General features: G+C 62.4%; 22 protein-coding genes. 13 read left to right on the plus strand and 9 right to left on the minus strand.

Features of this window, described 5'->3' with window-relative positions; translation table 11 throughout:
- Nucleotides 1-58: 58 nt before the first annotated feature.
- A complete protein-coding gene (locus KHO49_RS07620; protein WP_102878634.1) occupies nt 59-2,239 on the minus strand; it encodes a hypothetical protein in 2,181 nt (726 codons plus the stop codon).
- 197 nt (nt 2,240-2,436) lie between these two features.
- Here KHO49_RS07620 and KHO49_RS07625 point away from each other — a divergent pair, with 197 nt between their 5' ends.
- Complete coding sequence (locus KHO49_RS07625; RefSeq protein ID WP_213664835.1) at nt 2,437-3,333, plus strand: NAD(P)-dependent oxidoreductase; 897 nt, start codon at nt 2,437-2,439, stop codon at nt 3,331-3,333.
- Here the strand turns inward: KHO49_RS07625 and KHO49_RS07630 are convergent.
- Nucleotides 3,224-5,500, minus strand: a complete 2,277-nt coding sequence (locus tag KHO49_RS07630; protein ID WP_213664836.1) for a putative bifunctional diguanylate cyclase/phosphodiesterase — start codon at nt 5,498-5,500, stop codon at nt 3,224-3,226. The genes KHO49_RS07625 and KHO49_RS07630 overlap by 110 nt on opposite strands.
- 142 nt (nt 5,501-5,642) lie before the next feature.
- The gene (locus KHO49_RS07635) at nt 5,643-6,011 is read right to left on the minus strand and encodes a YkgJ family cysteine cluster protein (RefSeq protein WP_102861484.1); all 369 of its coding nucleotides are present in this window, start codon (nt 6,009-6,011) and stop codon (nt 5,643-5,645) included.
- A 330-nt stretch (nt 6,012-6,341) separates the two neighbouring features.
- Between KHO49_RS07635 and KHO49_RS07640 the strand changes: the two genes are divergently transcribed.
- The gene (locus tag KHO49_RS07640; protein ID WP_110595004.1) at nt 6,342-7,688 is read left to right on the plus strand and encodes a spinster family MFS transporter; all 1,347 of its coding nucleotides are present in this window, start codon (nt 6,342-6,344) and stop codon (nt 7,686-7,688) included.
- 64 nt (nt 7,689-7,752) lie between these two features.
- Here KHO49_RS07640 and rapA read toward each other — a convergent pair whose 3' ends face one another.
- A complete protein-coding gene (gene rapA / locus KHO49_RS07645) occupies nt 7,753-10,602 on the minus strand; it encodes an RNA polymerase-associated protein RapA (protein ID WP_102878638.1) in 2,850 nt (949 codons plus the stop codon).
- A 218-nt stretch (nt 10,603-10,820) separates the two neighbouring features.
- Here rapA and KHO49_RS07650 point away from each other — a divergent pair, with 218 nt between their 5' ends.
- Complete coding sequence (locus tag KHO49_RS07650; RefSeq protein WP_102861487.1) at nt 10,821-11,162, plus strand: aspartate-semialdehyde dehydrogenase; 342 nt, start codon at nt 10,821-10,823, stop codon at nt 11,160-11,162.
- Here KHO49_RS07650 and KHO49_RS07655 read toward each other — a convergent pair.
- From KHO49_RS07655 to KHO49_RS07665, 3 genes are all read right to left on the minus strand, one after another.
- Entirely contained in the window at nt 11,159-12,367 is a 1,209-nt protein-coding gene (locus KHO49_RS07655) for an aminotransferase class V-fold PLP-dependent enzyme (RefSeq protein ID WP_213664837.1), read from the minus strand. The two genes, KHO49_RS07650 and KHO49_RS07655, sit on opposite strands and share 4 nt — an antisense overlap.
- A complete protein-coding gene (locus tag KHO49_RS07660; protein WP_102878640.1) occupies nt 12,364-12,834 on the minus strand; it encodes a RidA family protein in 471 nt (156 codons plus the stop codon). Before KHO49_RS07660 ends, KHO49_RS07655 begins: the two co-directional genes overlap by 4 nt.
- An 88-nt stretch (nt 12,835-12,922) precedes the next feature.
- Nucleotides 12,923-13,789 (minus strand): LysR substrate-binding domain-containing protein, encoded by an 867-nt coding sequence (locus tag KHO49_RS07665; RefSeq protein WP_123393817.1) that lies wholly within the window; start codon nt 13,787-13,789, stop codon nt 12,923-12,925.
- Between the two features lie 205 nt (nt 13,790-13,994).
- Between KHO49_RS07665 and KHO49_RS07670 the strand changes: the two genes are divergently transcribed.
- Both KHO49_RS07670 and ccoM read left to right on the plus strand, forming a co-directional pair.
- Nucleotides 13,995-14,156: a hypothetical protein gene (locus KHO49_RS07670; protein ID WP_162884110.1), complete on the plus strand. Its 162-nt coding sequence runs from the start codon at nt 13,995-13,997 to the stop codon at nt 14,154-14,156.
- Nucleotides 14,157-14,300: 144 nt separating this feature from the next.
- Entirely contained in the window at nt 14,301-14,417 is a 117-nt protein-coding gene (ccoM, locus tag KHO49_RS31255; protein ID WP_015634423.1) for a cytochrome c oxidase subunit CcoM, read from the plus strand.
- Between the two features lie 127 nt (nt 14,418-14,544).
- Here ccoM and KHO49_RS07675 read toward each other — a convergent pair whose 3' ends face one another.
- Complete coding sequence (locus KHO49_RS07675) at nt 14,545-16,020, minus strand: inorganic phosphate transporter (protein WP_170002626.1); 1,476 nt, start codon at nt 16,018-16,020, stop codon at nt 14,545-14,547.
- Between the two features lie 376 nt (nt 16,021-16,396).
- On the minus strand, nt 16,397-16,597 hold the full coding sequence (locus tag KHO49_RS07680; protein WP_102861491.1) for a hypothetical protein: 201 nt from the start codon (nt 16,595-16,597) through the stop codon (nt 16,397-16,399).
- 686 nt (nt 16,598-17,283) lie between these two features.
- Between KHO49_RS07680 and pcaR the strand changes: the two genes are divergently transcribed.
- From pcaR to KHO49_RS07720, 8 genes are all read left to right on the plus strand, one after another.
- Entirely contained in the window at nt 17,284-18,126 is an 843-nt protein-coding gene (gene pcaR, locus KHO49_RS07685; protein WP_016962563.1) for a pca regulon transcriptional regulator PcaR, read from the plus strand.
- Nucleotides 18,127-18,415: 289 nt separating this feature from the next.
- On the plus strand, nt 18,416-19,762 hold the full coding sequence (pcaK, locus tag KHO49_RS07690; protein WP_102861492.1) for a 4-hydroxybenzoate transporter PcaK: 1,347 nt from the start codon (nt 18,416-18,418) through the stop codon (nt 19,760-19,762).
- 190 nt (nt 19,763-19,952) lie between these two features.
- The gene (locus KHO49_RS07695; RefSeq protein WP_102861493.1) at nt 19,953-20,810 is read left to right on the plus strand and encodes a CoA transferase subunit A; all 858 of its coding nucleotides are present in this window, start codon (nt 19,953-19,955) and stop codon (nt 20,808-20,810) included.
- Entirely contained in the window at nt 20,810-21,589 is a 780-nt protein-coding gene (locus KHO49_RS07700) for a CoA-transferase subunit beta (RefSeq protein ID WP_102861494.1), read from the plus strand. The genes KHO49_RS07695 and KHO49_RS07700 overlap by 1 nt, the downstream gene beginning before the upstream one ends.
- Nucleotides 21,586-22,791, plus strand: coding sequence for a 3-oxoadipyl-CoA thiolase (gene pcaF, locus KHO49_RS07705; protein WP_180988530.1), 1,206 nt, complete (start codon nt 21,586-21,588; stop codon nt 22,789-22,791). The genes KHO49_RS07700 and pcaF overlap by 4 nt, the downstream gene beginning before the upstream one ends.
- Nucleotides 22,792-22,828: 37 nt before the next feature.
- Nucleotides 22,829-23,533 (plus strand): protocatechuate 3,4-dioxygenase subunit beta, encoded by a 705-nt coding sequence (gene pcaH, locus KHO49_RS07710; protein WP_102861496.1) that lies wholly within the window; start codon nt 22,829-22,831, stop codon nt 23,531-23,533.
- Nucleotide 23,534: 1 nt separating this feature from the next.
- On the plus strand, nt 23,535-24,101 hold the full coding sequence (gene pcaG / locus KHO49_RS07715) for a protocatechuate 3,4-dioxygenase subunit alpha (protein WP_102861497.1): 567 nt from the start codon (nt 23,535-23,537) through the stop codon (nt 24,099-24,101).
- 251 nt (nt 24,102-24,352) lie between these two features.
- Nucleotides 24,353-25,648 (plus strand): MFS family transporter, encoded by a 1,296-nt coding sequence (locus KHO49_RS07720; protein WP_102878644.1) that lies wholly within the window; start codon nt 24,353-24,355, stop codon nt 25,646-25,648.
- The last annotated feature ends 25 nt before the right edge of the window (nt 25,649-25,673 follow it).

Here is a 25,673-nt window from a genome sequence, read left to right on the forward strand (position 1 = left end):
ACAGGGCAGCAGGTTTTTTCCCTGCTGTGTAGGAGCCGGCTCGCTGGCGAAGCCCTTCTTAATAGGCGGTCTTGCCGGTGTGGCTATTGAGGGAGATGACCCGGGTCTTGCCGATGCGGTGACGGTAGATCTCGCGCAGGTACTTGATGGCCTTCTTCACGCAATCGCGGGACAGGCGGATGTCGTTGATCGAGACGAACTTGTCCTTGTCGTTGATCAGCTCGCGGTACTTCTTCTCGTACATCGGCTTGATCGCGTACCAGTTGGTATCGAGGATCTTCGCCGGGTTCTCGAATTCGTTGAGCAGATCGTCGATGCGGTCTTCGTCGAATTGCTCGCTGACGATGAAATCCAGCACCGAGTTGTCCAGGGTGTCGTCGAAGCGGTACGGATTGCGCGCAAAGCAACGCTTGATAAAGGCCACGATCAGGGTCAGGAAATCATCCGACAGGCACGGGCTCTTGGCGATCAGGGTGGTCAGCGACAGGTTGGCCGAGGCGCCGATCACCAGCGCGTAGCGCTTGAGGGTGGTGTTGGGGAACAGGCTGTTGAGGTGAGTCTTGAGCCGGTTCAGGTCCATGTAGGACAGCTTGTAGTCCTTGGGCAGGGACACAATCGATACCACCGACGAGCAGTTCTTGAAGAAATGCAGGTCGTGCAGCGCCGCGGCGTCATACCCCGAGGCCTTGTACTGCTCCAGGGCCGCACGATAGCGCTTGGACTCGATGGGCAGCAGGCTGATGCCTTCAATGGCCTGGGTCACCTTGTTGAAGTGCGGCAGGTCGATGGAGCGGAAGAACAGGTCGTCGATGTTCAGGCGCTGCGGCTCTTTCTCGAACACCTTGAACTTGTCGCCGCTGGGCACCGGCTGCTCCGGCACCACGGATTCGGCGTAGGCGATCGCCACCGGGCCGGCCAGGCTCATGAACAGGTCGTTGGCGTCCAGGCGGATGGTCTCGCCGATGTCGATGCCGGCGCGACGGAAGTAGTTCTGGTCGTAGTCGGTGGTCACTGCCTGGGCAGTGAGGATGTTGAAGATCTGCTGGGAGATGTACTGGTTGGCGTGCTTCTCCATGGCGTTGACGTCAATGTTCTGGATGTTGCCGTCATCGCTTTCTTCGGCGTAGCGCATGATGTCGTTGGAGATCAGCATCATCGCGTTCCAGGGGCGGATCCGCCCCATGACGCTGGCTTCGCTGCTGTCTTCATTGTCGAAGTTGTAGGAGAAGTCCCACTCTTCCGAAAGGTATTTGCACAGCAGGCGGCCGGCGTTGATGTGCAGCGCCTCGGACATTTCGCTGCGATGGTCCGAGATGTTCGGCAGCACGCAGATGCCGCTGGTGAAGATCGGCTCGAAGACGAAGGAGTGCCCGCTCTTGCTGTCGTGCTCGTCCATCGGCTTGGTGTCGAAGGTCTTGTTCATGTACGAGTACTGCTGGGCCAGGCCGAATTCCGAGGCCATGCCCGAGCCGGTACCGCCACCGGCACTGAAGATCGAGAAGTACAGACGCGACTGGTTGGCCTTGATCCCGCAGGAATCGATCAGGTACGAGTGGATCATTTTCCAGTCAGGGCTGGAGAAACGCTGGGTGTCCTTGTTGAGGATGATCTTGGCCAGGTACTGGCCGAGGATCGGCGCGTTACCGGCGCCACCGGCGTGGACTTCCGAGAGGTCCATGATCTTCATCTTGCTGTAGTCGCGGATGAAGCCGCTTTTCTCACCCTTGCGCGAGAAGCGGATGCGCCCGGCGATGTCCTTGTCCAGGTCACCGAGCATCACCAGGGGCTCCACCAGGAACACCGGCTTGCTGGCCTTGCTCTGGCCCAGGCGCAGGTTCTGGCGGATCCACTGGCCGGGGCTGTAGCCGCCTTCGTAGGCCTTGTCTTCGTTATTGAATTCGTTGAGGTAGAACTTGCGGGCGTTGTACACCAGCTCCGCCACGTCCAGGGCGATGTTGGAGCCGCAGCGGCCCAGGCCGATCAGGCACACCGACGGGAATTCCTGGTCACGGCGATTTTCCTGCTCGTCTTCCAGGTGCGGCGGGCGCGGGAACACGGAGTCGCGCAGGCCATCGAGGTTGTCGAGGATGCGGTCGGTGTTGGTTTCGGTGAAATACAGGTACTGCTGGGTCGACAGGGGGCGTGAACTGGACAATGGCTTCGTATCTGAGTGGCTTGATGTGGGGGAGGTCAGCGTCATCTCGGAGACTGCGTTGGCAGGATTGTTTTTAGAAGTCATTGTGCGCCATATGCCTGGTCTGGTTGGCTCGAGACGAGGTGTCAGCGAACCATCACGGAATGGGACCTCGCCGCTGCGTGGAGCGCGAATTTTGCCCAAGGCGTCAGGGTATTTACTGAGCGTCGCTCGGGGGAATCCTTTCCTGAATCATGATGAATCGGCCAGTATTCGATGATCTTTAATCAAATGGGGGCAATATGATGTCAGCGTTACCTTCACTCGGGTTTGCCGGGATCGGCCTGATGGGGCTGCCCATGTGCCGGCGCCTGCTGGCTGCGGGCTATCCGCTGACGGTGTGGAACCGCAATCCGCAGAAGTGCGCGCCTCTGGTGGCCGCCGGGGCGCGACAAGTGGCCACACCCGCGCAGCTGTGCGAGCACGCGGATCTGGTGCTGCTGTGCCTGGCCAACACTGACGTGGTGCGCCAGGTGGTGTTTGCTGCCGATGGCATCGCCCAGGGCGCCCGGGCCGGGCAACTGCTGCTGGACCTGTCCAGCCTGGAACCCATCGCCACCCGGGAGATGGCCGCGATGCTGGCTCGCGACACCGGCATGGCCTGGGTCGATGCCCCGGTTTCCGGTGGAACCCCCGGTGCCGAGTCCGGCAGCCTGGCGATCATGGTGGGCGGTGAGGCGGCGGATATCGAACGGGTTCGCCCGGTGTTGCTGGCCCTGGGGCAGCGGGTCACGCACATGGGGGCTGTGGGGGCAGGACAGATCACCAAGGCCTGCAACCAGATGATTGTCGCCTGCAATGCCCTGGTGATTGCCGAAGTGGTGGCCCTGGCGGAGCGTTCCGGCGTGGATGCACGGTTGATTGCCGAGGCCCTGGCCGGCGGTTTCGCTGACTCCAAGCCGCTGCAGATCCTGGCCCCGCAGATGGCTGAGAGCCGTTTCGAACCGGTGAAGTGGCATGTGCGGACCCTGCTCAAGGATCTGGACGGTGCGGTGAAGTTTTCCCGGGAGCAGGGTTCGGCTACGCCGATCAGCGGATTAGCTGCACAGTTGATGCGTCTGCATGGTGGTCAGGGCTATCTGGAGCAGGACCCGGCGACCCTGGTTCGCCTCTATCGAGACCCGGCATCCGCAGATTGAGCCTATCGTGGCGCTGGTTCAGTTCATCCAGTACCCGACCCAAGTCCTGCAGCGGCACCGGGCGACTGAGCAGGTAGCCCTGCAGGTAGTCGCAGCCGTAGTGTTCGAGGAACTGCTGCTGCTCCAGGGTCTCGACCCCTTCGGTGACCACCTGCAGGTGCAGGGTGTGGGCCATGACGATGATTGCCTGGACTATTTCCCTGTCCTGGGTCGACTTGGGGATGTCCTGGATGAACGATCGATCGATCTTCAGGGTATTGAGCGGCAGGCGCTTGAGGTAGGCCAGGGATGAGTAACCGGTGCCGAAGTCGTCGATCGACAGGGATACGCCCAGGTCGCGGATCTGCTGGAGCAGGGCCAGGGTACTGGCGATGTTGCCCATCAGGGCGTTTTCCGTGACTTCCAGTTCCAGGCGTTGCGGGGCTACCTGGGCGTCACGCAGGGCGGTCGCGATTTCCTCGGCCAGGGTGTCACGGGTCAGGTTCAGGGCCGAGCAGTTGACTGCGATCTTCAACTCGCCACTGCCGTTTTGGGACAGGTAGGCCAGGTCCTCGCAAGCCTTGCGCAATACCCAGTTGTCCAGCTCGGCGATCATGCCGTTGGTTTCGGCAATGTCGATGAAGCGATCCGGTAACAGCAATCCATGCTGCGGATGTTGCCAGCGGACCAGGGCTTCGAGCTTGGTGACCCTGCCGAGCTTGAGGTCGTAGATCGGCTGGTAATACAGCAGCAGCCCTTGATCGTCGCGCAGGGCATTGCGCAGCTCTTCTTCCAGTTGCAGCTCCAGGGTGGCGCGGGTCTTCAGGCCGGAACTGAAGAAGTGCAGGCTGTTGCGCCCGGCACCCTTGGACTGATAGAGCGCCAGGTCGGCGTTCTTCAGCAGCTCCTCGCAGGTCTTGCCGTCGTCAGGGAAGACACTGATGCCGATGCTGGTGGTCATCACCATGCGCCGGCCCCCCAGTTCGATCGGTTCCTTCATCTTCTGCATGATGCGCTGGGCCATGAGCCGCGCCTCATCTCGCTCATGGAGGTTGATGAGAATGCAGAATTCATCGCCACCCAGGCGTGCCACCACGTCTTCATGGCTGCGGGTGGAACTCTTGATATGCCCGGCGATGACCTTGAGCAACTCGTCGCCGGCATCGTGGCCGAGGCTGTCGTTGATTCGCTTGAAGTGGTCGATGTCGAGGAACATCACCGCCAGCATGCCGCCGAAGGTGTTTTTCTCCATGAGTTTTTCCGCGAACAGCTGGTTGAAGCCACGGCGGTTGATCAGGTTGGTCAGGGCATCGTAATGAGCCACCTGCTGCAGCGAGACCCGGGCCTGGTCCAGTTGCGAGAGCAAGGCGTTGACCCGACGCAGGTCCCGCTCCTTGTGTTGCAGCTTCTTGTCCGCCAGGGCCGCACTGATACCGCTGGCGATGATCAGGAGCGTGATCACGCTGAGGGTCAGGCCCAGTTGCATGTGGCCGTTGGGTGCCACTGAGGTCGGCAGGCTGCCTGCGGGCAGCACCAGGGTCATGGACCAGATGCCGGTGAAATGCATCAGCACGATGGCGCCACCCAGCACCAGGCTGATGGCGTACTTGAGCAGTTGATGGAACATCCCGCTGCCATCGCGCAGGTGCCGGGACAGCAGCAGCGCGGCCAGGCTGCCGCCGATCGCCACCAGCAGCGACAGCCCCATGAGCATTGGTTCGTAGTACAGGCTGGCACTGGAGCGCATAGCGGCCATGCCCACGTAATGCATGCAGCAGATGCCCAGGCCAATCCACACCGAAGCCACGCCATAGCGCCAGAGCGGCAGCTCGATATGGCTCAAGGTGTTCATTGCCAGCCAGGCGGCGATCAGGGCGAGGAGCAGGGAAACCAGGGTCAGTGGCAGGTCGTACTGGATCTCCAGGGGCACTTCGAGCGCCAGCATGGCGATGAAGTGCATGGCCCAGATACCGCCGGCCAGACAGCAGACACCGACCCAGCGCCACAGGCGTTGATGGGTGGCTTGTTCGACGTGGCTGACACGTTCGGCCATATCCAGTGTCGCGAAGCTGGCGGCACAGGCCACTATATAAGCCAGCAGCACCAGGACCGGGTTGTGACTGCATTGCAGAACCACTTGCCCGCTATCTGGAAGCTCGGTGAGGAAATGCAGACCCAGCCATTCCATAGCATGCCCATCTCTGAGTCATGTGGTGTCGGCGGACCCGCGCGCCAACAAGTGCTTGCAGTATAGAAGGCACCCGTTGGCTGCAATGGGAGGTGGCAATCTGGCTCTAATGATTTGCTTATGAGCCCTATCGCCAATGGTGCTATGCGCTTTTCTCGAACCAGGGCTCGTGATCCAGCGGCTCCAGGGGCGCCAGGCCAAAGGCGGCCCGGGCGGCGTCGCAGTCGCTGTTGTGCTGGCCGTCGGCCCAGGAGGCTTCGAACTCCCGGCAGGGGCTGGAACGCTGCTCATAAATCGAGCAGCTCACGCCCTGGCCGACCTCGCCTTCAAGGGCGATGCAGCGCGGCGATTTGCAGTCGGTGCCGAGCATGGCTACCCGAGTGGGACTGATGCTCTGCACCAGATCGTCGGGGACCGTGCCACCGGATGAGGCGCATTCGCCCCAGAAAAAAGACACACGAAAGTATGAACAGCAGGCACCGCAATTCAGACACGGACTGGCTTCGGACATAGGCGTATTCAAAGGGAGAGGGAAGGGTAAGGGGGGGCAGGCAAGGCGGCTATTCTAGGCTTCCCATCGGCCTTGGGAAGGGGGGGGCGCCAGGTATTTTTTCAGTGCCGGCCAAGCCCTTGAAAAGACTGGGAAAGCCCCGGGTCCTGGGGGCTGTGGCGAATTCGCCGCGCCGCGCTGTGAGGGTTTTGAAGGTCGCGGCCGGGGCCTGCATGCGATGGTTTGATATCAGGCTGACGAATGATCACAGACAGCCAAGCCGGGCCTGACTAGATTGCAGCTTCCAGGCTCGCTCGCGTCTGGCCGAATAACAATAAAGAGATCGACCCCATGGATAACTCGACTCAAGCGGCAAATGCCTGGCGCATTCTGTTCCTGTTGTTTTTGGCAAACCTGTTCAACTTCTTCGACCGCACCATTCCCGCCATCATCATCGAGCCGATCCGCATGGAATGGCACTTGAGTGACTTCCAGCTGGGGATCATCGGCACCGCCTTTACCATCGTCTACGCCATCGCCGGCCTGCCCCTCGGGCGCCTGGCCGATACTGGCTCGCGGAGCAAGCTGATGGGCTGGGGCCTGGCGGTGTGGAGCGGGCTGACGGCGGTCAACGGCATGGTCGGCAGTTTCTGGAGTTTCCTGCTGGTGCGCATGGGGGTGGGCATTGGCGAGGCGAGCTACGCACCGGCGGCCAACTCGCTGATCGGCGACCTGTTCCCCGCGCACCGCCGGGCCCGGGCCATGGGTATCTTCATGCTTGGGCTGCCCCTGGGGCTGGTGCTGGCCTTCTTCACCATCGGGGCCATGGTCAAGGCTTTTGACAGCTGGCGGGCACCGTTCTTCATCGCTGCGGTACCCGGGTTGGTGCTGGCGGTGTTCATGTTTTTCATCAAGGAGCCCAAGCGCGGCGCGGCGGAAGCGGTGAAGGTGGCGCAAGTGCCTGTCGACCGTCCGATTCGCCGGGTGTTGGCGATTCCGACCTTTCTCTGGCTGACCTTGGCCGGGCTGACCTTCAACTTCGCCACTTACGCCTGCAACTCCTTCCTGGTGCCGATGCTGCAGCGTTACTTCCTCATGCCCTTGCAGGAGGCGGCCATGGCGACGGGGCTGATTGTCGGCGTTACCGGGTTGGTGGGTTTGACCCTGGGGGGCTGGGTCGCCGACAAGATTCATCAGCGGGTTGCCAACGGCCGCCTGCTGTTTGCGGCCTGCAGCCTGATCATCTCGACCTTGGCCACTGGCTGGGCGTTGCATGCCGGGCGCGTCGAGATCGGGGTATTTGTTGCGGTGTTCAGCGTCGGCTGGCTGTTTGCCTACAACTTCTACACCTGTGTCTATACCGCTTTGCAGGACGTGGTCGAACCCCGTTTGCGGGCCACGGCCATGGCCTTGTTTTTCGCCGGTCTGTACCTGCTGGGCGGCGGGTTGGGGCCAGTGGTGGTCGGTGCGCTGTCGGATCACTTCGCCCACTCGGCGATGTATGCCGCCGGTGCCGAGCTGATGACCGAGGAGTTCAAGGCCATCGGCCTGCACGACGCCATGTACCTGATTCCGGTGGCGCTGTTCCTGACCCTGCTGTTTCTGTTCCAGGCCGCTCGTTGTTTTGTCCGCGATGCCCAGCGCATGAAGGAGGGGCTGGCGCTGGCTGAGCCTGCGGCGACGGCGTTGGCGGTCTGATCTGGCAGATGAAAAAAAGGCCCGCACGATGCGGGCCTTTTGTTTAGCGCTTGGCGTCGGGCAATCAGCCCGCCACCAGCACCCGGATCGCTTCCAGGCGCAGGGCGGCTTTTTCCAGCATCGCCAGACCTTGTTCCCGTTGCTTGCGCAGGGCGACCAGCTCGCTGTCACGGACGGTCGGGTTGACCGCCTGCAACGCGGTCAGGCGCGCCAGTTCTTCATCGGTATCGGCCGCCAGGCGACGTTGGGCCTCGGCCACGCGTTCGGCGTGACGCGGTGCGACCTTGGCTTCGCCAGCGTTGATCTTCGGTGCCAGCTGGTCGCGCTGAGCCTGGATGAACTTGTTGGCGCTGGCCTTGGGCACGCTTTCCAGTTGGTCGTTGAGGGTCTCGAAAGCCACCCGTGCCGACAGGTCGTTGCCGTTGGCGTCCAGCAGGCAGCGCAGGGCGGCCGGCGGCAGGTAGCGGCCCAGTTGCAGCGAACGCGGGGCCACGACTTCACTCACATACAGCAGCTCAAGCAGCACGGTGCCGGGTTTGAGCGCCTTGTTCTTGATCAGCGCCACGGCGGTGTTGCCCATGGAACCGGATAGCACCAGGTCCATGCCGCCCTGCACCATCGGGTGCTCCCAGGTGATGAACTGCATGTCTTCGCGGGACAGCGCCTGGTTGCGGTCGTAGGTGATGGTCACGCCTTCGTCGTCGCCCAGGGGGAAGCTGGCATCGAGCATCTTCTCGCTGGGCTTGAGGATCAGGGCGTTTTCCGAATGGTCTTCGCTGTCGATGCCGAAGGCGTCGAACAGGGTTTCCATGTAGATCGGCAGGGCGAACTGGTCGTCCTGTTCGAGGATCGCTTCCACCAGTGCATCGCCTTCACCGGCGCCGCCGGAGTTGAGCTCCAGCAGGCGGTCGCGGCCGGTATGCAACTCGGCTTCCAGGCGCTCGCGTTCGCCACGGGCTTCGTCGATCAGGGCTTGCCACTCGCCGTCGTCGGCGTTTTCCAGCAGCGGCAGCAGGCGCGGGCCGAACTGGTGCTGCAAGGCGTTGCCGGTCGGGCAGGTGTTGAGGAAGGCGTTCAGGGCTTCGTGGTACCACTGGAACAGGCGCTCTTGCGGGCTGGTTTCCAGGTACGGCACGTGCAGTTCGATCACGTGTTTCTGGCCGATCCGGTCGAGACGGCCGATCCGCTGCTCCAGCAGGTCCGGGTGCGACGGCAGATCGAACAGCACCAGGTGGTGGGCGAACTGGAAGTTGCGGCCTTCACTGCCGATTTCCGAGCAGATCAGCACCTGGGCGCCGAACTCTTCATCGGCGAAGTAGGCGGCAGCCCGGTCGCGTTCGAGGATGTTCATGCCTTCATGGAAGACCGTGGCCGGAATGCCGGAGCGCACGCGCAGGGCGTCCTCCAGATCCATGGCGGTTTCCGCGTGGGCGCAGATCACCAGGACCTTGGTGCGCTTGAGCATCTTCAACTGGTCGATCAGCCACTCGACCCGCGGGTCGAATTTCCACCAGCGCTGTTCTTCATCGCTGGCGTCGGGCTGGGCCTGGAAGCTGACTTCCGGATACAGCTCGGCGTGTTCGCCCAGGGGCAGTTCCAGGTATTCGTCCGGGCACGGCAGCGGGTAGGCGTGCAGCTTGCGCTCCGGGAAACCTTGCACGGCGGCGCGGGTGTTGCGGAACAGCACGCGGCCGGTGCCGTGGCGGTCCAGCAGTTCGCGCACCAGGCGCGCGCTGGCTTCGCTGTCGCCGTCGTTGACTGCGGCCAGCAGGGCTTCGCCTTCGTTGCCGAGGAAGCCGTGGATGGTCTGGTGCGCCTCGGGAGACAGGCGGCCCTTGTCCAGCAACTCCTGCACCGCTTCGGCCACCGGGCGGTAGTTCTCGCTCTCGGCGCGGAAGGCCGCGAGGTCGTGGAAGCGATTCGGGTCCAGCAGGCGCAAACGGGCGAAGTGGCTGTCCTGGCCCAGTTGTTCCGGGGTCGCGGTCAGCAGCAGCACGCCAGGGATGGTCTCGGCCAGCTGTTCCACCAGGGCGTATTCCGGGCTGACCTGATCTTCGTGCCACACCAGGTGGTGGGCTTCGTCCACCACCATCAGGTCCCAGCCGGCGGCGAACAGCGCGTCCTGGGCCTTCTCGTCGTCCACCAGCCACTCCAGGGCCACCAGGGCCAACTGGGTATCTTCGAACGGGTTGCTGGCATCGCTTTCGATAAAGCGCTCTTCGTCGAACAGTGCCACTTGCAGGTTGAAGCGCCGGCGCATTTCCACCAGCCACTGGTGCTGGAGGTTTTCCGGAACCAGGATCAGCACCCGGCTGGCGCGGCCCGAGAGCAGTTGGCGATGGATGACCAGGCCGGCCTCGATGGTCTTGCCCAGGCCCACTTCGTCCGCCAGCAGGACCCGTGGCGCGATACGGTCGGCGACTTCACGGGCAATGTGCAACTGGTGAGCGATGGGTTGGGCGCGCACGCCGCCCAGGCCCCAGAGCGAGGACTGCAGTTGGCGGCTGGTGTGTTCCAGGGTGTGGTAGCGCAGGGAGAACCAGGCCAGCGGGTCGATCTGTCCGGCGAACAGACGGTCGCTGGCCAGACGGAACTGGATGAAGTTCGAGAGTTGGGTTTCCGGCAGGGTAACGGCCTCGTTCTGCCCGTTGAGGCCGTGATAGACCAGCAGGCCGTCGACGTCGTCGACTTCCTGAACAGTCATTTTCCAGCCTTCGAAGTGGGTGATGCTGTCCCCTGGAGAAAACCTCACGCGAGTGAGGGGCGCATTCCGTAGCGCATACTGGCGGGTGTCGCCAGTGGCCGGATAGAGCACGGTCAGCAAGCGACCGTCCTGTGCCAGAACGGTGCCTAAACCTAGCTCGGCTTCGCTGTCACTAATCCAGCGTTGCCCCGGTTGATACTGCTGCGCCATGCTGCCTGACTCCCGCTTTGAAAAAGCCGACTATCTTAACGGAACGACGCTTCCAGTCCAAAGAACTCTGATAAAAACCCCTGGAATAAAAGGTAGCGTACAGCGGCGTTCGTCGGCCCCGAGGGCACTATCGGCTGACGACCGGGTCACAGTTTTGCGACCGATGGCTCAAGTCGCCCGTGCCGCAGCCGACAGCCTGCCGACAGGAGACCCATAACATGCTGCCACCGATGCTCCCCTTGAGTGCCGTGCCCATCACTGCCCAGCAGGACCCGATCCGGCAGCGTCCGGATATCCCGCCAGTGGTGCCGGTGCAGGAAAGCTCCAACGAAAGCACCATCGACTTGCAAAAGCGCGATGCCGAGCAGTCGGCCCTGCTCTTGCGCGAGGAGCAGCAGCGCCAACAGGAAAAGCAGCGGCGCAAGCGTGAGGCCGATGACGATCCGGAGCAGCACCTGGCCGTGCCCGGCGACGAATTGAACGCCGACAACACCGTGCCGGTGGCACCGCTGATCGAGGATGCCCCGCGCCAGGGCCTGTGGGTGGACGTGCAGGTCTAGCCCGCGGGGCCGCGTTCGGCCAGTTCCGTCAGCGCCTCCAGCAGGCACTGGATTTCCGCTTCGGTATTCAAATAGCTCAAGGCGATCCGGGCAATCTGGGTCAGGCCTCGGGCCTGCATGTCCAGCGGGGTGTAGGCCACGCCATTGGCACCGATATTGATGCCCCTTCGAGCCAACGCTTCCTTCAGCGCAAAACAGTCCCAGCCCTTGAGGGTGAAGGCAATCAGGCCTGACTGCTGCCCGGCGACCCCCAGGTCCTGGCGCTGCAGGCCGGGCAGGCGGTCGAGGTCCTGACGCAGCGTGTCGGCCAGGGTCTTGATCCGCTGGTGTATGGCGTCGATACCGATGCTGTTCAGTTCCTGCAAGGCATTGGCCAGCCCCGCCAGCAGCACCAGCGAAACTTCGCTGGTTTCGAAGCGCCGTGCATCGTCTCGCAAACTGAAGCCCTGGCCGTTCCAGGGAGCAGACAAGACATCCCGCGGCAGTGGCTGCAACTGTTCCAGGAAGCCCGGCCTGACATAGAGCAGGGCCGTGCCCCGTGGCCCGCGCAGGTATTTGCGTCCCGCGCCTTTGAGCACGTCGCACCCCAGCGCCTGTACATCACAGGGCAGTTGCCCCAGGGCCTGGCCGGCGTCGATGAAATAGGGAATGCGCCTTTTTCGGGCCAGTTGGCCGACGGCGGCGGCCGGATTGATCAAGCCGCCGTTGGCCGGCAGCCAGGTCAGGGCGATCAGGCGCACGTGGGAGTCGAGCATGGATTCCAGCGCCTCCACCGAAACCGCGCCATGGCGGTCGCAGGGGATGACTTCCAGTTGGGCGCCGGCACTTACCGCCTGGGCCAGGCAGGCCAGGTTGCCCCCCCATTCGTGGCGCCCCACCAGAATCCGGTCTCCCGCTTGCCACGGCGGCAGGGCGCTGAAGGCCATGCTCCAGGCTGCCGAGCCGCTGCTGGCAAAGGCGATTGCAGCGGGGTGGGTATTGAGCAGCCGGGCGGCGGCCTCACGGGCCTGTTCCTGCAGCTGTGCGCCGGTGATGGCGGCCTCCATCGGCCCTTCACGGGCTTCCCGTTGCAGTTGCCCGAGCATCGCGTCCAGGGTGCCCTGGCTGGGCAATGAAGCACCCGCGTGGTTGAAGTGGCAGACCTGGGCACAGCCGGGTGTGGCCTCGCGCAGACGGGCGAGGTGCGCTGGGTCCAGGGGACTCATGGCTTGAGTTCGAAAATCGCGTCGACCTCCACGGCGACCCCGGCGGGCAGGCTGGCCACGCCCACCGCGGTGCGTGCATGCCGGCCTTTCTCGCCCAGGGCGTTGACCAGCAGGTTGGAAGCGCCATTGGCCACGATGCCATGGCTCTGGAAATCGGCACTGGCGGCAATGAATACACCGAGCTGGCTGATGCGCTGAAGCCGCGACAGGTCGTCGTCCAGCGCCGCGCTCAACTGGGCCAGCAAGGCCAGGGCCGCGAGCTCGGCGGCCTGGGTGCCTTGCTCCACCGTCAGGCTTTCGCCGAGACGGCCCTGCAGGGTCGGTTGACCTTGCAACAAGGGAATTTGTCCGGAGATCAGCAGCAGGTTCTGGCTGCGTACATGGTTGACGTAGTTGGCGATTGGCTGGCTGGGGGCGGGTAGTTCAAGCCCCAGTTGCTGCACGCGGTGTTTCAGGGAGTCGCTCATGGGAAGTCCTCGGATGCAAGGCCTGCAGCATCCGCGTTCAGTCCAGGAGCGACAAACGGATAGATCTAATTCGACGTATCTGAATTTCTCATGGGTCGAGGCCTTGCTCCAGTAGCCACTGTGCAAAGCACTCCAGGGCCGGGTTCGACGCTCCTTCAGCGGTCACCAGCCAGTAGCCGATCTGACTGCACAAGGGCGGCAGGTCGAAGGCATCCACCAGGCTGCCCTGGGCCAGATGGCGTTGGATCAACTGGCGACGCCCCATGGCGATGCCCTGGCCGGCCACCGCGGCCTCTACCACGATGTTGTAGTCGTGCAGCATCACCCTGGGGTGGGAGGCAAGGTCCATAGCCTGTTGCCTGCTCCAGTCATCCCACTCGAAGGGTTGATGGGAGCGAGCCATCAGCAAGGGGCCATTGGCCAGTGAGGTGGCTTTGAAGGCAGGGCTGCAGACTGGCGATAGCTGCTCGGCGAGAAAACGCGTGGCCCGGACCTTTGGCCAGTTGCCCTTGCCGTAGCGAATAGCCAGGTCGACCTCGGCGCCGGCGACATCCGCCAGGTCGATGGCCGGTAGCAATTCCAACTGGATCTTTGGATGGCGGCGGTTGAAGTCTGCCAGGCGAGGCGCCAGCCACAAGGTGGCGAAGGACGCCAACAGACCGATGCGCAACACCTGTTGCCCTGCGGGCGCAAGCAGCGCCTGGGTGGCTTGGGCGATCTGCTCCAGGGCCGGGCGAATCTGTCGGTAATAGGTGTCGCCGGTGGCGGTCAGGTCGATGGCGCGAGTCCGACGTATGAACAGGCGTTGGCCCAGGTGCTGTTCGAGTTTCTGCACTTGATGGCTGACCGCGCTCTGGCTCACGCACAGTTCCCGAGCCGCCTTGATAAAGCTCAGGTGGCGGGCCACGGCCTCAAATGCGCGCAGGGCCAGCAGTGGCGGCAGGTGCTTGGGCATTTCCACATCAGGCTCCGTGGGGCGGTTTGCAAAGGGCCATTGTGCGGATAAAAACTCTTCACGGCAGCGACTTTATTGCCTTTGTGCCGGTCTGATCACTGGTCAGGTGCGGCGGCACGCCGCATTATTGGCCTATCCGCCAGGGCCGCTCTGCATCCTGTAGCAGTGCGGTTGATATTGACCTCCCAGTGATGCCAGCCAAGCCATGAATCAAGACGACAAGCTGATCGACCTGAATGCCGAACGCGCCAAGCGTGTGCATGACCTGAACGAGAAACGCCTGAATGAAGTACGCCAGGCATTCGAGCAGGCCATGCCTTTGGGCAAGGCCAAGAAAAAGCCGAAAAACAAACCGAAAAAGCGCTGAACTGGGCGCTTTCTGTTGATACAGGTCAGTTATTTCCCCTTCCTCGCGCCCAGTCTTGGGCGACATTGACCCCGGTCAATTTTCCCCGCGGCCTCTTTGGTTAACTTAGCCCCATCGCAACAGGGCAAGAGCAGGAGGCCAGTCATGTTTTTCGACAATGTGGTGATCGCCGGAGTGCTGACTGTCGGCCTCATGGTTCTGTTTTTCGCAGGGTTTGGTTTCTTCATCTGGAAAGACGCGAATAAGCGTAAAAAACCTTAAGTCTCTCCAGAACAACGAGCACGCAAGGCATTTTGGGCAACTTCGGTTGCCCTTTTTTTTGCCTGTGGAAAAGGCATAAAAAAAGGTGCGTCCCGAGGGGCGCACCTTTTTTGTTGGCGCTGGGGTATCAGCTACCCAGGACTTTGGAGGCCGCCCAGAACAGACCGGCAGACAGGGCCACGGTCGCCGGCAGGGTGAGGACCCAGGCCAGGAGGATGGTTCTCACCGTACCGCCTTGCAGGCCGCTCTTGTTGGCGACCATGGTCCCGGCCACGCCGGAGGAGAGTACGTGGGTGGTGGAAACCGGCAGGCTGAAGATGTTCGCCAGGCCGATCAGGCCCGCGGCGGTGATCTGTGCCGACATGCCCTGGGCGTAGGTCATGCCTTGCTTGCCGATCTTCTCGCCAATGGTCAGCACCACACGCTTCCAGCCGATCATGGTGCCCAGGCCCAGTGCCAGGGCGACGGCCAGGATCACCCAGAACGGTGCGTACTCGGTGGTGGCGGTCAGGTCCTTGCGCAGCTTGTCCAGGTCAGCCTTTTCACGGGCCGACAGGTTCGGCAGTTTGCCCACTTTCTTCGCCGTGTCGTCCAGACACAGCAGGTAGCGACGCACTTCGATGCGGCTTTCCGGCGACAGCGAGTGGTAGTCGGCGACACCCTTGAGGCTGCTCAGCAGGGCGCTGATGGTGGGCTCGGTCTGTTGCGGGTTGCAGCGGAACTTGCCCGGCAGGTCGTCTTTCACGCTCTTGCCCAGGGCCAGGAACTCGCCCAGGGAGTCGTGGTTGCGCTCGTAGAACTGACTCAGGTGCAGGGTCGCGTCGCGGGTACGCTCGATCTGGTAGGTGGTGCTGTTGAGGTCCAGCACGAACTGCGCAGGCACGATGCCGATCAGCACCAGCATGATCAGGCCAATGCCTTTCTGACCATCGTTGGAACCGTGGACGAAGCTCACGGCCATCGCCGAGATCACTAGAACCAGGCGGTTCCAGAACGGTGGGTGCTTCTTGTCATCGACCTTGCGGCGCTGTTCCGGGGTCTTGTGCATCTTCGAGATCGGACGCCACCATTTCAGACCGATCAGTACCAGCGCAGCTATAAGGAAGCCGGCCATCGGCGAGAACACCAGGGACGCCCCGATATCGATCGCTTTCTGCCAGTTCACGCCGTCCCCCAGGGGAATGTCGTTGATCAGGGCGTTGGCCAGGCCGACACCGAGGATCGAGCCGATCAGGGTGTGGGAACTGGAAGCCGGGATGCCGAAGTACCAGGTGCCCAGGTTCCAGGCGATGGCCGCGGCCAGCAGCGAGAAGACCATGGCCAGACCGTGACCGGTGTTGACATTGATCAGCAGCTCGACCGGCAGCAGGTGAACGATGGCATAGGCCACGCCGACGCCGCCCAGCAGCACACCGAGGAAATTGAAGACACCGGAAAAGAACACGGCCAGGTGTGGCGGCATGGCTTTGGTGTAGATGACAGTGGCAACCGCGTTTGCGGTGTCATGAAAGCCGTTGATGAACTCGTAGGCGAGGACAAAAGCCAGGGCGAGCAAGAGGCTCACAAGCACCCAAGCATCCAGTCCGCTGAATAAATCGATCATGAAGGTTTTCTGACCCGGTCATAAGGGGGCGCGATTATGCCAGAAAACCCTGCTAATCAATGCACAAGGTGCTAACCGGTAACATTCTTCAACGAAAAAACTGACCGGGAGCAGAGTTTTCGCCAATTCTCGCCAAATGTGGCAAGTCATTGAGTTTATTGGGCCAAAGCACGATGACGAGGGTTTGAGCCCGGGAGTGAGAAGGTTCAAACGCTTGTATGAAATTTCAACGAAAGGGCCTGCCGGGTACCGTTTCTCGCTGTGGGTGGGGCGAGGCGGTGAGGGGCCCGGGGTAGCGAGCATCAATGGTCTGCCTGGCCGCTGGGGTGATCGAGCGGACAAGAGAGCAAGCCCTGAGAAGCTCAGGCCGCCGGCATTATGGCTGTTCGGCCTTGAGCTCTTTTTCCATCTTTTGCAGTTCTTGGGTGAACGCCTGGTCGCGAATACTTGCGCGTTTGCGCCAAGGTTTGCGTTCAGGTTCCGGTTGGGCGGCATAACGGGTGATCTCGCCGCCGTAAACTTCCTTGTAACGTTGTTCCTGGCGCTCAAGTTCCGCGCGCAGTTCGTCTTTCGTCACAGTGTTACCTAATTGAGTAAGGGTCCATTCCGGTGCAACGCATTGCTTGTGGGCGACTATCAAGAAAGCAGACTGATTGCCTGCCGAAGCCTTGGGGCCTGCTCTTTCCAGCCAGCCTTTTGTTGCATGCGGCCACGTCACCGGATGAAAACGACTGTCGTAGCAACAGTGTTGTTTGTTGCAAGCGGATTGGCCGAATCTGGTTAGGGGTCAAGCGCTTGCGACAGGTGACCGATTGCAGCCTTGGGTCACCTGAGCGAGGTACGAGCGGGACTGATTGCGCGTTACTCACTTCGGCAGTATAGCCTCGGCAAAGAATAACTCTACGCTCGGCAAGTTTAAAACTGTCAACTTTATTGTGAGCGTTTTGTGACACGGAAGTTCTAATGAATTCCTACACGGCGCTTCCCGTCTTCGTACTCCGTTGGCAGAAATCTATATGGGGCTAATCCGCTCTTGATACAAGTGGCAGGTCTGAAGATGGTCACTGAGTCCACCGCCTGCTGGTGATTATTACCATGAGTTTTTGCAATAAAAGAGTGGGCGAATGGTTGGCAGCGGCAAGCACCGCAGATTGCGATTATCGGTCGACGGTTCGATAATCGCCCAATCTTGCAGGGGCTGACTTGTGCTGCCTCTCCAATACGGCTTGTAATACGGAAGAATTTCATCGCAGAGACCCTGAAATGAACGATCAGATGCGTAATTCCTTCACCTCAGTGGCGCCGCCTATCGTGGCTTCGGCAGCGAAGAGGATTCAGGCGTTGACCGGTGACCCGGATTTCATGACGTCTCTGGCCCGTGGCCTGGCGGTGGTGCAGGCGTTTCAGGAACGCAAGCGTCACCTGACCATCGCCCAGATCAGCCACCGCACGGAGATTCCCCGAGCGGCAGTGCGCCGCTGCCTGCATACCCTGATCAAGCTGGGGTACGCCACCACCGACGGGCGTACCTATTCGCTGCTGCCCAAGGTGCTGACCCTGGGGCACGCTTACCTGTCGTCGACGCCCCTGGCGGTTTCCGCGCAGCCTTATCTGGACCGCATGAGCGAGCAACTCCACGAAGCCTGCAACATGGCCACCCTGGAAGGTGACGACATCCTCTATATCGCCCGTTCGGCCACTACCCAGCGGTTGATTTCCGTCGATCTTTCGGTGGGCGGCCGGCTACCGGCCTATTGCACGTCCATGGGGCGGATTCTGTTGGCCGCGCTGGATGACTCCTCGCTGCATGAGTATCTGGAGCACGCCGACCTGCAGGCCAAGACCAGCCGTACCCTGCATACCCCCGAAGCCTTGCTGGAGTGCTTGCAACAAGTGCGTCAGCAAGGCTGGTGCATCGTCGACCAGGAGCTGGAGCAGGGACTGCGCTCCATAGCGGTGCCGGTGTACGACGCCTCGGGCCAGGTGCTGGCAGCATTGAACGTCAGCACCCACGCGGGCCGGGTCAGTCGCGCCGAATTGGAACAGCGTTTTCTCCCCGGCCTGCTGAGCGCCAGCCGCGATCTCAGCGCCCAGCTGTTTGCTTAAGCGTTCGATAAACGCACAGATCCGCCTTTGACGAATTGACGCTCTTTCCCCTGGCTCATTAATGTCGCGCCAGCGTCATCGGCGGCCAGCCGGCATTGCCAGCCTGCTGCCGATGACCCGTCCAATAATAATGAAGAGGCCAACTCATGAGCATGCTCTCCCTGCGTCGTTGCCGTGACCGTTCCTGCCGTCCCGCTCGAATCGCCTGATTTTCGCCACCTTTTCTACGTGACCTGATCAGCCCTTGGCGGCCTGTGCGCGCCTGCGTTTTAGTGTGGAAATAAAAACAATGAATCAACCCCAATCCGCTGTAGGGAACTGCCTCGATGTGCAGTCCTTCATCAATTCCCAGCCGCTGTCGCGTTACCAGTGGCGAGTCGTGATCCTGTGTTTCCTGATTGTCTTTCTCGATGGCCTGGACACCGCGGCCATGGGCTTCATCGCCCCGGCGCTGTCCCAGGACTGGGGCATCGACCGTGCCAGCCTGGGCCCGGTGATGAGTGCGGCGCTGATCGGCATGGTCTTCGGTGCCCTGGGGTCCGGGCCCCTGGCTGACCGTTTTGGTCGCAAGGTGGTGCTGGTAGGGGCGGTGCTGCTGTTTGGCGCCTTCAGCCTGGCTTCGGCCTACAGCACCAACGTCGACCAGTTGCTGGTGCTGCGCTTTCTCACCGGCCTGGGATTGGGGGCGGGGATGCCCAATGCCACCACGCTGCTTTCGGAGTACACCCCCGAACGTCATAAGTCGCTGTTGGTGACCAGCATGTTTTGTGGGTTCAACCTGGGCATGGCGGGCGGTGGTTTCATTTCCGCCAAGCTGATCCCGGCCTTCGGCTGGCACAGCCTGCTGCTGATCGGCGGCGTCCTGCCGCTGATCCTGGCCCTGGTGCTGGTGGTCTGGCTGCCGGAGTCGGCGCGTTACTTGGTGGTGCGCAATCGCGGCACCGACAAGGTGCGCAAGACCTTGGCCCCCATCGCTCCGGCCATCGTCAGCGAGGCCGGCAGTTTCAGCGTGCCGGAGCAGAAGACGGTAAAGGCGCGCAACGTCTTTGCCGTGATCTTCTCCGGCACTTACAGCGTCGGCACGCTGCTGCTGTGGCTCACCTATTTCATGGGCCTGGTGATTGTCTACCTGCTGACCAGCTGGCTGCCGACCCTGATGCGCGACAGTGGCGCGAGCATGGAGCAGGCGGCCTTTATCGGCGCCTTGTTCCAGTTTGGCGGAGTGCTCAGTGCAGTCGCCGTGGGCTGGGCCATGGACCGTTTCAATCCGCACAAGGTGATTGGCTGTTTCTACCTGCTGGCCGGGGTCTTCGCCTACGCCGTGGGACAAAGCCTGGGCAACATCACCGTGCTCGCCACCCTGGTGCTGATCGCCGGCATGTGCGTCAACGGTGCGCAATCGGCGATGCCTTCCCTGGCGGCGCGTTTCTATCCGACCCAGGGACGGGCCACCGGGGTGTCCTGGATGCTCGGCATCGGTCGATTCGGCGCCATTCTCGGTGCCTGGATGGGCGCCACCCTGTTGGGCCTGGGCTGGAACTTCGAGCAGGTGCTGACCGCGCTGGTGATCCCGGCGGCGCTGGCCACCACGGCGGTGGTGATCAAGGGCATGGTCAGCCATGCCGACGCCACCTGACAGGCAATAAAGGCCAGGATTGAGTGCAGGGCGAAGAATCGATAGCCCTGCAACAATCCGTTCGATAATCGAACGCTCAGTCGATTATCGGATTGTTTGGGGTATTGCTCCGGCTTAATCTTCAGTCACTGCGGCGCGCCTAGAGCGCCTTTTTCTCCAGTCGCTGAATAACAATCGGGAGACCCCATCCATGGCTGAAATCCTTTCGCTGCACGACGCGGTGAAGCAATTCGTCAACGACGGTGACACCGTCGCACTCGAAGGCTTCACCCACCTGATTCCTACGGCCGCAGGTCATGAAATCATCCGCCAGGGCAAGAAAGACCTGACTCTGGTACGGATGACGCCTGACCTGATCTACGACCAGTTGATCGGTGCCGGTTGCGCTCGCAAGCTGATTTTCTCCTGGGGCGGCAACCCGGGTGTCGGCTCCCTGCATCGTCTGCGCGACGCCGTGGAAAAGCAGTGGCCACAGCCCCTGGAAATTGAAGAGCACAGCCACGCCGACCTGGCCAACGCCTATGTGGCCGGGGCCTCCGGCCTGCCATTCGCGGTGCTGCGGGCCTATGCCGGCTCCGATCTGCCCAAGGTCAACCCACTGATCAAGACCGTGACCTGTCCCTTCACCGGTGAAGTGCTGGCGGCGGTGCCTTCGGTGCGTCCTGACGTGACGGTGATTCACGCGCAGAAAGCCGATCGCAAGGGCAACGTCCTGCTGTGGGGCATCCTTGGGGTGCAGAAAGAGGCCGCCCTGGCCGCCAAGCGCTGCATCGTTACCGTCGAGGAAATCGTCGACGACCTGAATGCGCCGATGAACGCCTGCGTGCTGCCGACCTGGGCCCTGAGCGCGGTGTGCCATGTGCCCGGCGGCGCCCATCCGTCCTACGCCCATGGTTATTCCGAGCGCGACAACCGCTTCTACCAGGCCTGGGACCCGATCGCCCGCGACCGTGAGACCTTCACCGCGTGGATCAACGAATACATCCACGGCAGTGCCGACTTCAGCGAATTCCAGGCCAAGCTGGCCGCAGCTTCGGAGGCCCAGTAATGACCTACTCCACCAATGAAATGATGACCGTGGCCGCGGCCCGTCGCCTGCAGAACGGTTCGGTATGCTTCGTCGGCATCGGCCTGCCGTCCAAGGCCGCCAACCTGGCGCGCCTGACCTCGTCGCCGGACGTGGTGCTGATCTACGAATCCGGCCCGATTGGCGCCAAGCCCAGCGTGCTGCCGCTGTCTATCGGTGACGGTGAACTGGCGGAAACTGCCGACACCGTAGTCCCCACCGGAGAGATTTTCCGCTACTGGCTGCAAGGCGGGCGCATCGATGTGGGGTTCCTCGGCGCGGCCCAGGTCGACCGCTTCGGCAACATCAACACCACAGTGGTGGGTGATTACCACCGGCCCAAGGTGCGCCTGCCGGGGGCCGGCGGCGCTCCGGAGATCGCCGGTTCGGCGAAAAGCGTGCTGATCATCCTCAAGCAGTCTTCCCGTTCCTTTGTCGACAAGCTGGACTTCATCACCTCCGTCGGTCACGGCGAGGGCGGCGACTCGCGCAAGCGTCTGGGCCTGCCCGGCGCCGGGCCGGTGGGGATCATCACCGACCTGTGCATCATGGAACCGGAAGCCGGTACCCACGAATTCGTCGTCACTTCCCTGCACCCGGGGGTGACCCGCGAGCAGGTGGTGGCCGCCACCGGTTGGGCGATCCGTTTCGCCGAGCACGTGGCCGAGACGGCCGCGCCTACTGAAGTCGAACTGACCGCCCTGCGTGAGCTGGAAGCACGCACCGCTGCGGCCCACGGCCAAGCACCTGGAGAAGCCTGATGCGCGACGTATTCATCTGTGATGCCATTCGTACCCCCATCGGCCGCTTTGGCGGCGGCCTGTCGGCGGTGCGCGCCGACGACTTGGCGGCGGTGCCGATCAAGGCGCTGATGGAGCGCAACCCGACGGTGGACTGGACTGCCGTGGACGAGGTGTTCCTCGGCTGCGCCAACCAGGCCGGTGAAGACAACCGCAACGTGGCGCGCATGGCGCTGCTGCTGGCGGGCTTGCCGGATAGCGTGCCGGGCGTCACCCTCAACCGCCTCTGCGCCTCGGGCATGGATGCCATCGGCACCGCCTTCCGCGCCATTGCCAGTGGCGAGATGGAACTGGCGATTGCCGGCGGCGTCGAGTCCATGTCCCGTGCGCCCTTTGTCATGGGCAAGGCCGATGCCGCCTTTTCGCGCAACATGAAGCTGGAAGACACCACCATCGGCTGGCGTTTCATCAACCCGTTGATGAAAGCCCAGTACGGTGTGGATGCCATGCCCCAGACCGCGGACAACGTGGCCGACGACTATAAAGTGTCCCGCGCTGACCAGGACGCCTTCGCCCTGCGCAGCCAGCAGCGCACCGCCGCGGCCCAGGCCGCCGGTTTCTTCGCCGAGGAAATCGTCCCGGTGCGCATTGCCCACAAGAAGGGTGAGAGCGTGGTGGAACAGGACGAACATCCACGGGCCGACACGACCCTGGAAGCCCTGGGCAAACTCAAGCCGGTCAACGGCCCGGACAAGACCGTCACCGCCGGCAACGCGTCCGGAGTCAACGACGGCGCTGCCGCACTGATCCTGGCTTCGGCCGAGGCGGTCAAGAAACACGGCCTGACTCCACGTGCGCGAGTGCTGGGCATGGCCAGCGCCGGTGTGGCGCCACGAGTGATGGGCATCGGCCCGGTGCCGGCGGTGCGCAAACTGATCGAGCGCCTGGGTGTGGCCGTCAGCGACTTCGATGTGATCGAACTCAATGAAGCTTTCGCCAGCCAGGGGTTGGCGGTACTGCGGGAGCTGGGTCTTGCCGACGATGCGCCGCAGGTCAATCCCAATGGCGGCGCCATTGCCCTGGGTCACCCCTTGGGCATGAGCGGCGCGCGCCTGGTGCTGACAGCCCTGCATCAGCTGGAAAAGAGCGGCGGTAAAAAAGGCCTGGCCACCATGTGCGTGGGCGTCGGCCAAGGGCTGGCACTGGCCATCGAGCGGGTTTGAATGCCTGCCCTATATAAGAAGAGAACGAGGAACCACCATGAGTGACAAGCCCGGTTACCGGCGCCCGCAAGCGGGTACTCAGCCTGATTACCTGCACCCGGCCTACCAGTCGACCAACACCCGCTCGCCGTCCAAGCCGCTGGTGTTCCTGCCCCATTCGCTGTCGGAAATCACTGGCCCGAGCATCGGCGCCGAGTCGATCCAGGAGCGGGACAACGACCTGACGGCCCAGCACCAAGGCCAGCCCCAGGGCGAGCGGATCATCATCCACGGCCGGGTGCTGGACGAGAACGGCCTGCCGGTGCCGGGCATCCTGGTGGAGATCTGGCAGGCCAACGCCGCCGGTCGCTACAACCACGACCGCGACCTGCACGACGCGCCCCTGGACCCGAACTTCACCGGCACCGGGCGTACCGTCACCGATGCTGAGGGCTGGTATCAGTTCCAGACCATCAAGCCCGGCGCCTACCCCTGGGGCAACCACCACAATGCCTGGCGTCCGGCGCATATCCATTTTTCGTTGTTCGGCCCGAGCATCCTCACCCGTCTGGTGACCCAGATGTATTTCCCCGGGGACCCGCTGCTGGAATATGACCCGATCTACAACTGCGTGCCGGACACCCGTGCCAAGGAACGCCTGATCGCCCGCTTCGACCTGGAGAAAACCATTCCTTCCTACGCCCTCGGTTACCGTTGGGACATCGTCCTGCGCGGCCGCGATGCCACGCCGATGGAGAAATAACATGAGCCTGACCGCGACTACCTCCCACACCGTCGGCCCCTACTACCACATCGGCCTGACCTGGCTGAACCGCGAAGACCTGACCGAAGAAGGCACCCTGGGCGAGCGAGTGGCAATCACCGGCCAGGTGGTGGACGGCAACGGCAACTTCGTCAACGACGCCATGCTGGAAGTCTGGCAAGCCAACGCTGCCGGCAAGTACCGCCACTGCGAGGACGACCAGGACAAACCTCTGGACCCGAGCTTCCAGGGTTTTGGCCGGGTCCCGGTGGATGGCGAAGGGCGCTTCCGCTTCACCACCATCAAGCCGGGCGCGGTGCCGGGTCTGAAGGGCACGACCCAGGCGCCGCACCTGGTGGTGCTGGTGTTCGCTCGTGGCCTGGTCAAGCACTTGCTGACCCGGATCTATTTCGAGGGTGAACCGGCCAATGCCACTGACCCCTTGCTGGCCTGTGTACCCGAGGAACGCCGCAGCACCTTGCTGGCCAAGTCCGATGCCGAGGGCCGCTATCAGTGGAACGTGATCCTCCAGGGCACCGACGCCGAAACCGTGTTCTTCGACTACTGAGCCGGAGCACTGTGTAGCCGCTGCCGCAGGCTGCGAACGACCCGAAGGGGCGCGGGGTTCTCAAGGTTGCGGCGAGTTTGGCGAGAGATTGCCGAGCAAGGCCCTGCGTACCGAACGCGGCCCGGCCTTTCGCAGCCTCGCCGTGGCTCGGCAGCGGCTACAGGGCAGAACCACAGGGCCCACGTCCCGTAGGGAACGGGGTTGTTGCAAAGTGTGTCTAGATTCGCACTGTCCCCCATGAGTGAAAAACCATGACTACAACGACAAGTCACTACACCGCAGAGGAGCGCAGCAAAAGGATCTTTGCCATTGTCGGTGCGTCCTCCGGCAACCTGGTGGAGTGGTTCGACTTCTACGTCTATGCCTTTTGCGCCATCTACTTCGCTCCGGCTTTCTTCCCCTCTGACGATCCCACCGTGCAACTGCTCAACACGGCCGGGGTATTCGCTGCGGGGTTCCTGATGCGTCCCATCGGCGGCTGGCTGTTCGGCCGGGTTGCCGATCGTCATGGGCGCAAGAACTCGATGATGATCTCGGTGCTGATGATGTGCGCCGGCTCCCTGGTCATCGCCTTCCTGCCAACCTACGCCAGCATCGGTGCCTGGGCGCCGTTCCTGCTGCTGGTGGCGCGCCTGTTCCAGGGCTTGTCGGTGGGCGGTGAGTACGGCACCACCGCCACCTACATGAGTGAAGTGGCGCTCAAGGGCCAGCGTGGGTTCTTCGCGTCCTTCCAGTACGTGACCCTGATCGGCGGACAACTGCTGGCGGTGTCGGTGGTGGTGATCCTCCAGCAGTTCCTCGATGAGGCCGAGCTCAAGGCCTGGGGTTGGCGCATTCCCTTCGTGATCGGCGCCATCGCGGCGGTGATCTCGTTGCTGCTGCGGCGTTCGCTGAAGGAAACCACCAGCAAGGAAATGCGTGAGAACAAGGACGCCGGCAGCATCGCCGCGCTGTTCAAGCATCACTCGGCGGCCTTTATCACCGTGCTGGGCTACACCGCTGGCGGCTCGCTGATTTTCTACACCTTCACCACCTACATGCAGAAGTACCTGGTGAACACCGCGGGCATGCACGCCAAGACCGCCAGCTACATCATGACCGGCGCGCTGTTCCTTTATATGTGCATGCAGCCGCTGTTCGGAATGCTCGCGGACAGGATTGGCCGGCGTAACTCGATGCTCTGGTTCGGCGCCCTGGGCACCCTGTTCACGGTGCCAATTCTGATGACCCTCAAGACCGTCACCAGTCCGTTCCTGGCCTTTGTACTGATCACCCTGGCCCTGGCCATCGTCAGTTTCTACACCTCCATCAGCGGTCTGGTGAAGGCGGAGATGTTCCCGCCACAAGTGCGGGCGCTGGGGGTAGGCTTGGCTTATGCGGTGGCCAATGCGATCTTCGGTGGCTCGGCAGAATGGGTGGCCCTGAACTTCAAGAACATGGGCATGGAAAACACCTTCTACTGGTATGTCACGGCGATGATGGCGATTGCTTTCCTGTTCAGCCTGCGTCTGCCGAAACAGGCTGCATACTTGCACCATGACCTTTGACCCGTACGCCTGTGCCCGCCCAGGG

The organism is Pseudomonas sp. RC4D1 (assembly GCF_018390395.1).
Taxonomy (GTDB): Bacteria; Pseudomonadota; Gammaproteobacteria; order Pseudomonadales; family Pseudomonadaceae; genus Aquipseudomonas; species Aquipseudomonas danubii.

Bases quoted from the DNA above. Each gene is read 5' to 3' on its own strand.
- KHO49_RS07620 (WP_102878634.1), bottom strand. From the start codon at position 2,239: ATGACTTCTAAAAACAATCCTGCCAACGCAGTCTCCGAGATGACGCTG.
- KHO49_RS07625 (WP_213664835.1), top strand. From the start codon at position 2,437: ATGATGTCAGCGTTACCTTCACTCGGGTTTGCCGGGATCGGCCTGATG.
- KHO49_RS07630 (WP_213664836.1), bottom strand. From the start codon at position 5,500: ATGGAATGGCTGGGTCTGCATTTCCTCACCGAGCTTCCAGATAGCGGG.
- KHO49_RS07635 (WP_102861484.1), bottom strand. From the start codon at position 6,011: ATGTCCGAAGCCAGTCCGTGTCTGAATTGCGGTGCCTGCTGTTCATAC.
- KHO49_RS07640 (WP_110595004.1), top strand. From the start codon at position 6,342: ATGGATAACTCGACTCAAGCGGCAAATGCCTGGCGCATTCTGTTCCTG.
- rapA (WP_102878638.1), bottom strand. From the start codon at position 10,602: ATGGCGCAGCAGTATCAACCGGGGCAACGCTGGATTAGTGACAGCGAA.
- KHO49_RS07650 (WP_102861487.1), top strand. From the start codon at position 10,821: ATGCTGCCACCGATGCTCCCCTTGAGTGCCGTGCCCATCACTGCCCAG.
- KHO49_RS07655 (WP_213664837.1), bottom strand. From the start codon at position 12,367: ATGAGTCCCCTGGACCCAGCGCACCTCGCCCGTCTGCGCGAGGCCACA.
- KHO49_RS07660 (WP_102878640.1), bottom strand. From the start codon at position 12,834: ATGAGCGACTCCCTGAAACACCGCGTGCAGCAACTGGGGCTTGAACTA.
- KHO49_RS07665 (WP_123393817.1), bottom strand. From the start codon at position 13,789: ATGCCCAAGCACCTGCCGCCACTGCTGGCCCTGCGCGCATTTGAGGCC.
- KHO49_RS07670 (WP_162884110.1), top strand. From the start codon at position 13,995: ATGAATCAAGACGACAAGCTGATCGACCTGAATGCCGAACGCGCCAAG.
- ccoM (WP_015634423.1), top strand. From the start codon at position 14,301: ATGTTTTTCGACAATGTGGTGATCGCCGGAGTGCTGACTGTCGGCCTC.
- KHO49_RS07675 (WP_170002626.1), bottom strand. From the start codon at position 16,020: ATGATCGATTTATTCAGCGGACTGGATGCTTGGGTGCTTGTGAGCCTC.
- pcaR (WP_016962563.1), top strand. From the start codon at position 17,284: ATGAACGATCAGATGCGTAATTCCTTCACCTCAGTGGCGCCGCCTATC.
- pcaK (WP_102861492.1), top strand. From the start codon at position 18,416: ATGAATCAACCCCAATCCGCTGTAGGGAACTGCCTCGATGTGCAGTCC.
- KHO49_RS07695 (WP_102861493.1), top strand. From the start codon at position 19,953: ATGGCTGAAATCCTTTCGCTGCACGACGCGGTGAAGCAATTCGTCAAC.
- KHO49_RS07700 (WP_102861494.1), top strand. From the start codon at position 20,810: ATGACCTACTCCACCAATGAAATGATGACCGTGGCCGCGGCCCGTCGC.
- pcaH (WP_102861496.1), top strand. From the start codon at position 22,829: ATGAGTGACAAGCCCGGTTACCGGCGCCCGCAAGCGGGTACTCAGCCT.
- pcaG (WP_102861497.1), top strand. From the start codon at position 23,535: ATGAGCCTGACCGCGACTACCTCCCACACCGTCGGCCCCTACTACCAC.
- KHO49_RS07720 (WP_102878644.1), top strand. From the start codon at position 24,353: ATGACTACAACGACAAGTCACTACACCGCAGAGGAGCGCAGCAAAAGG.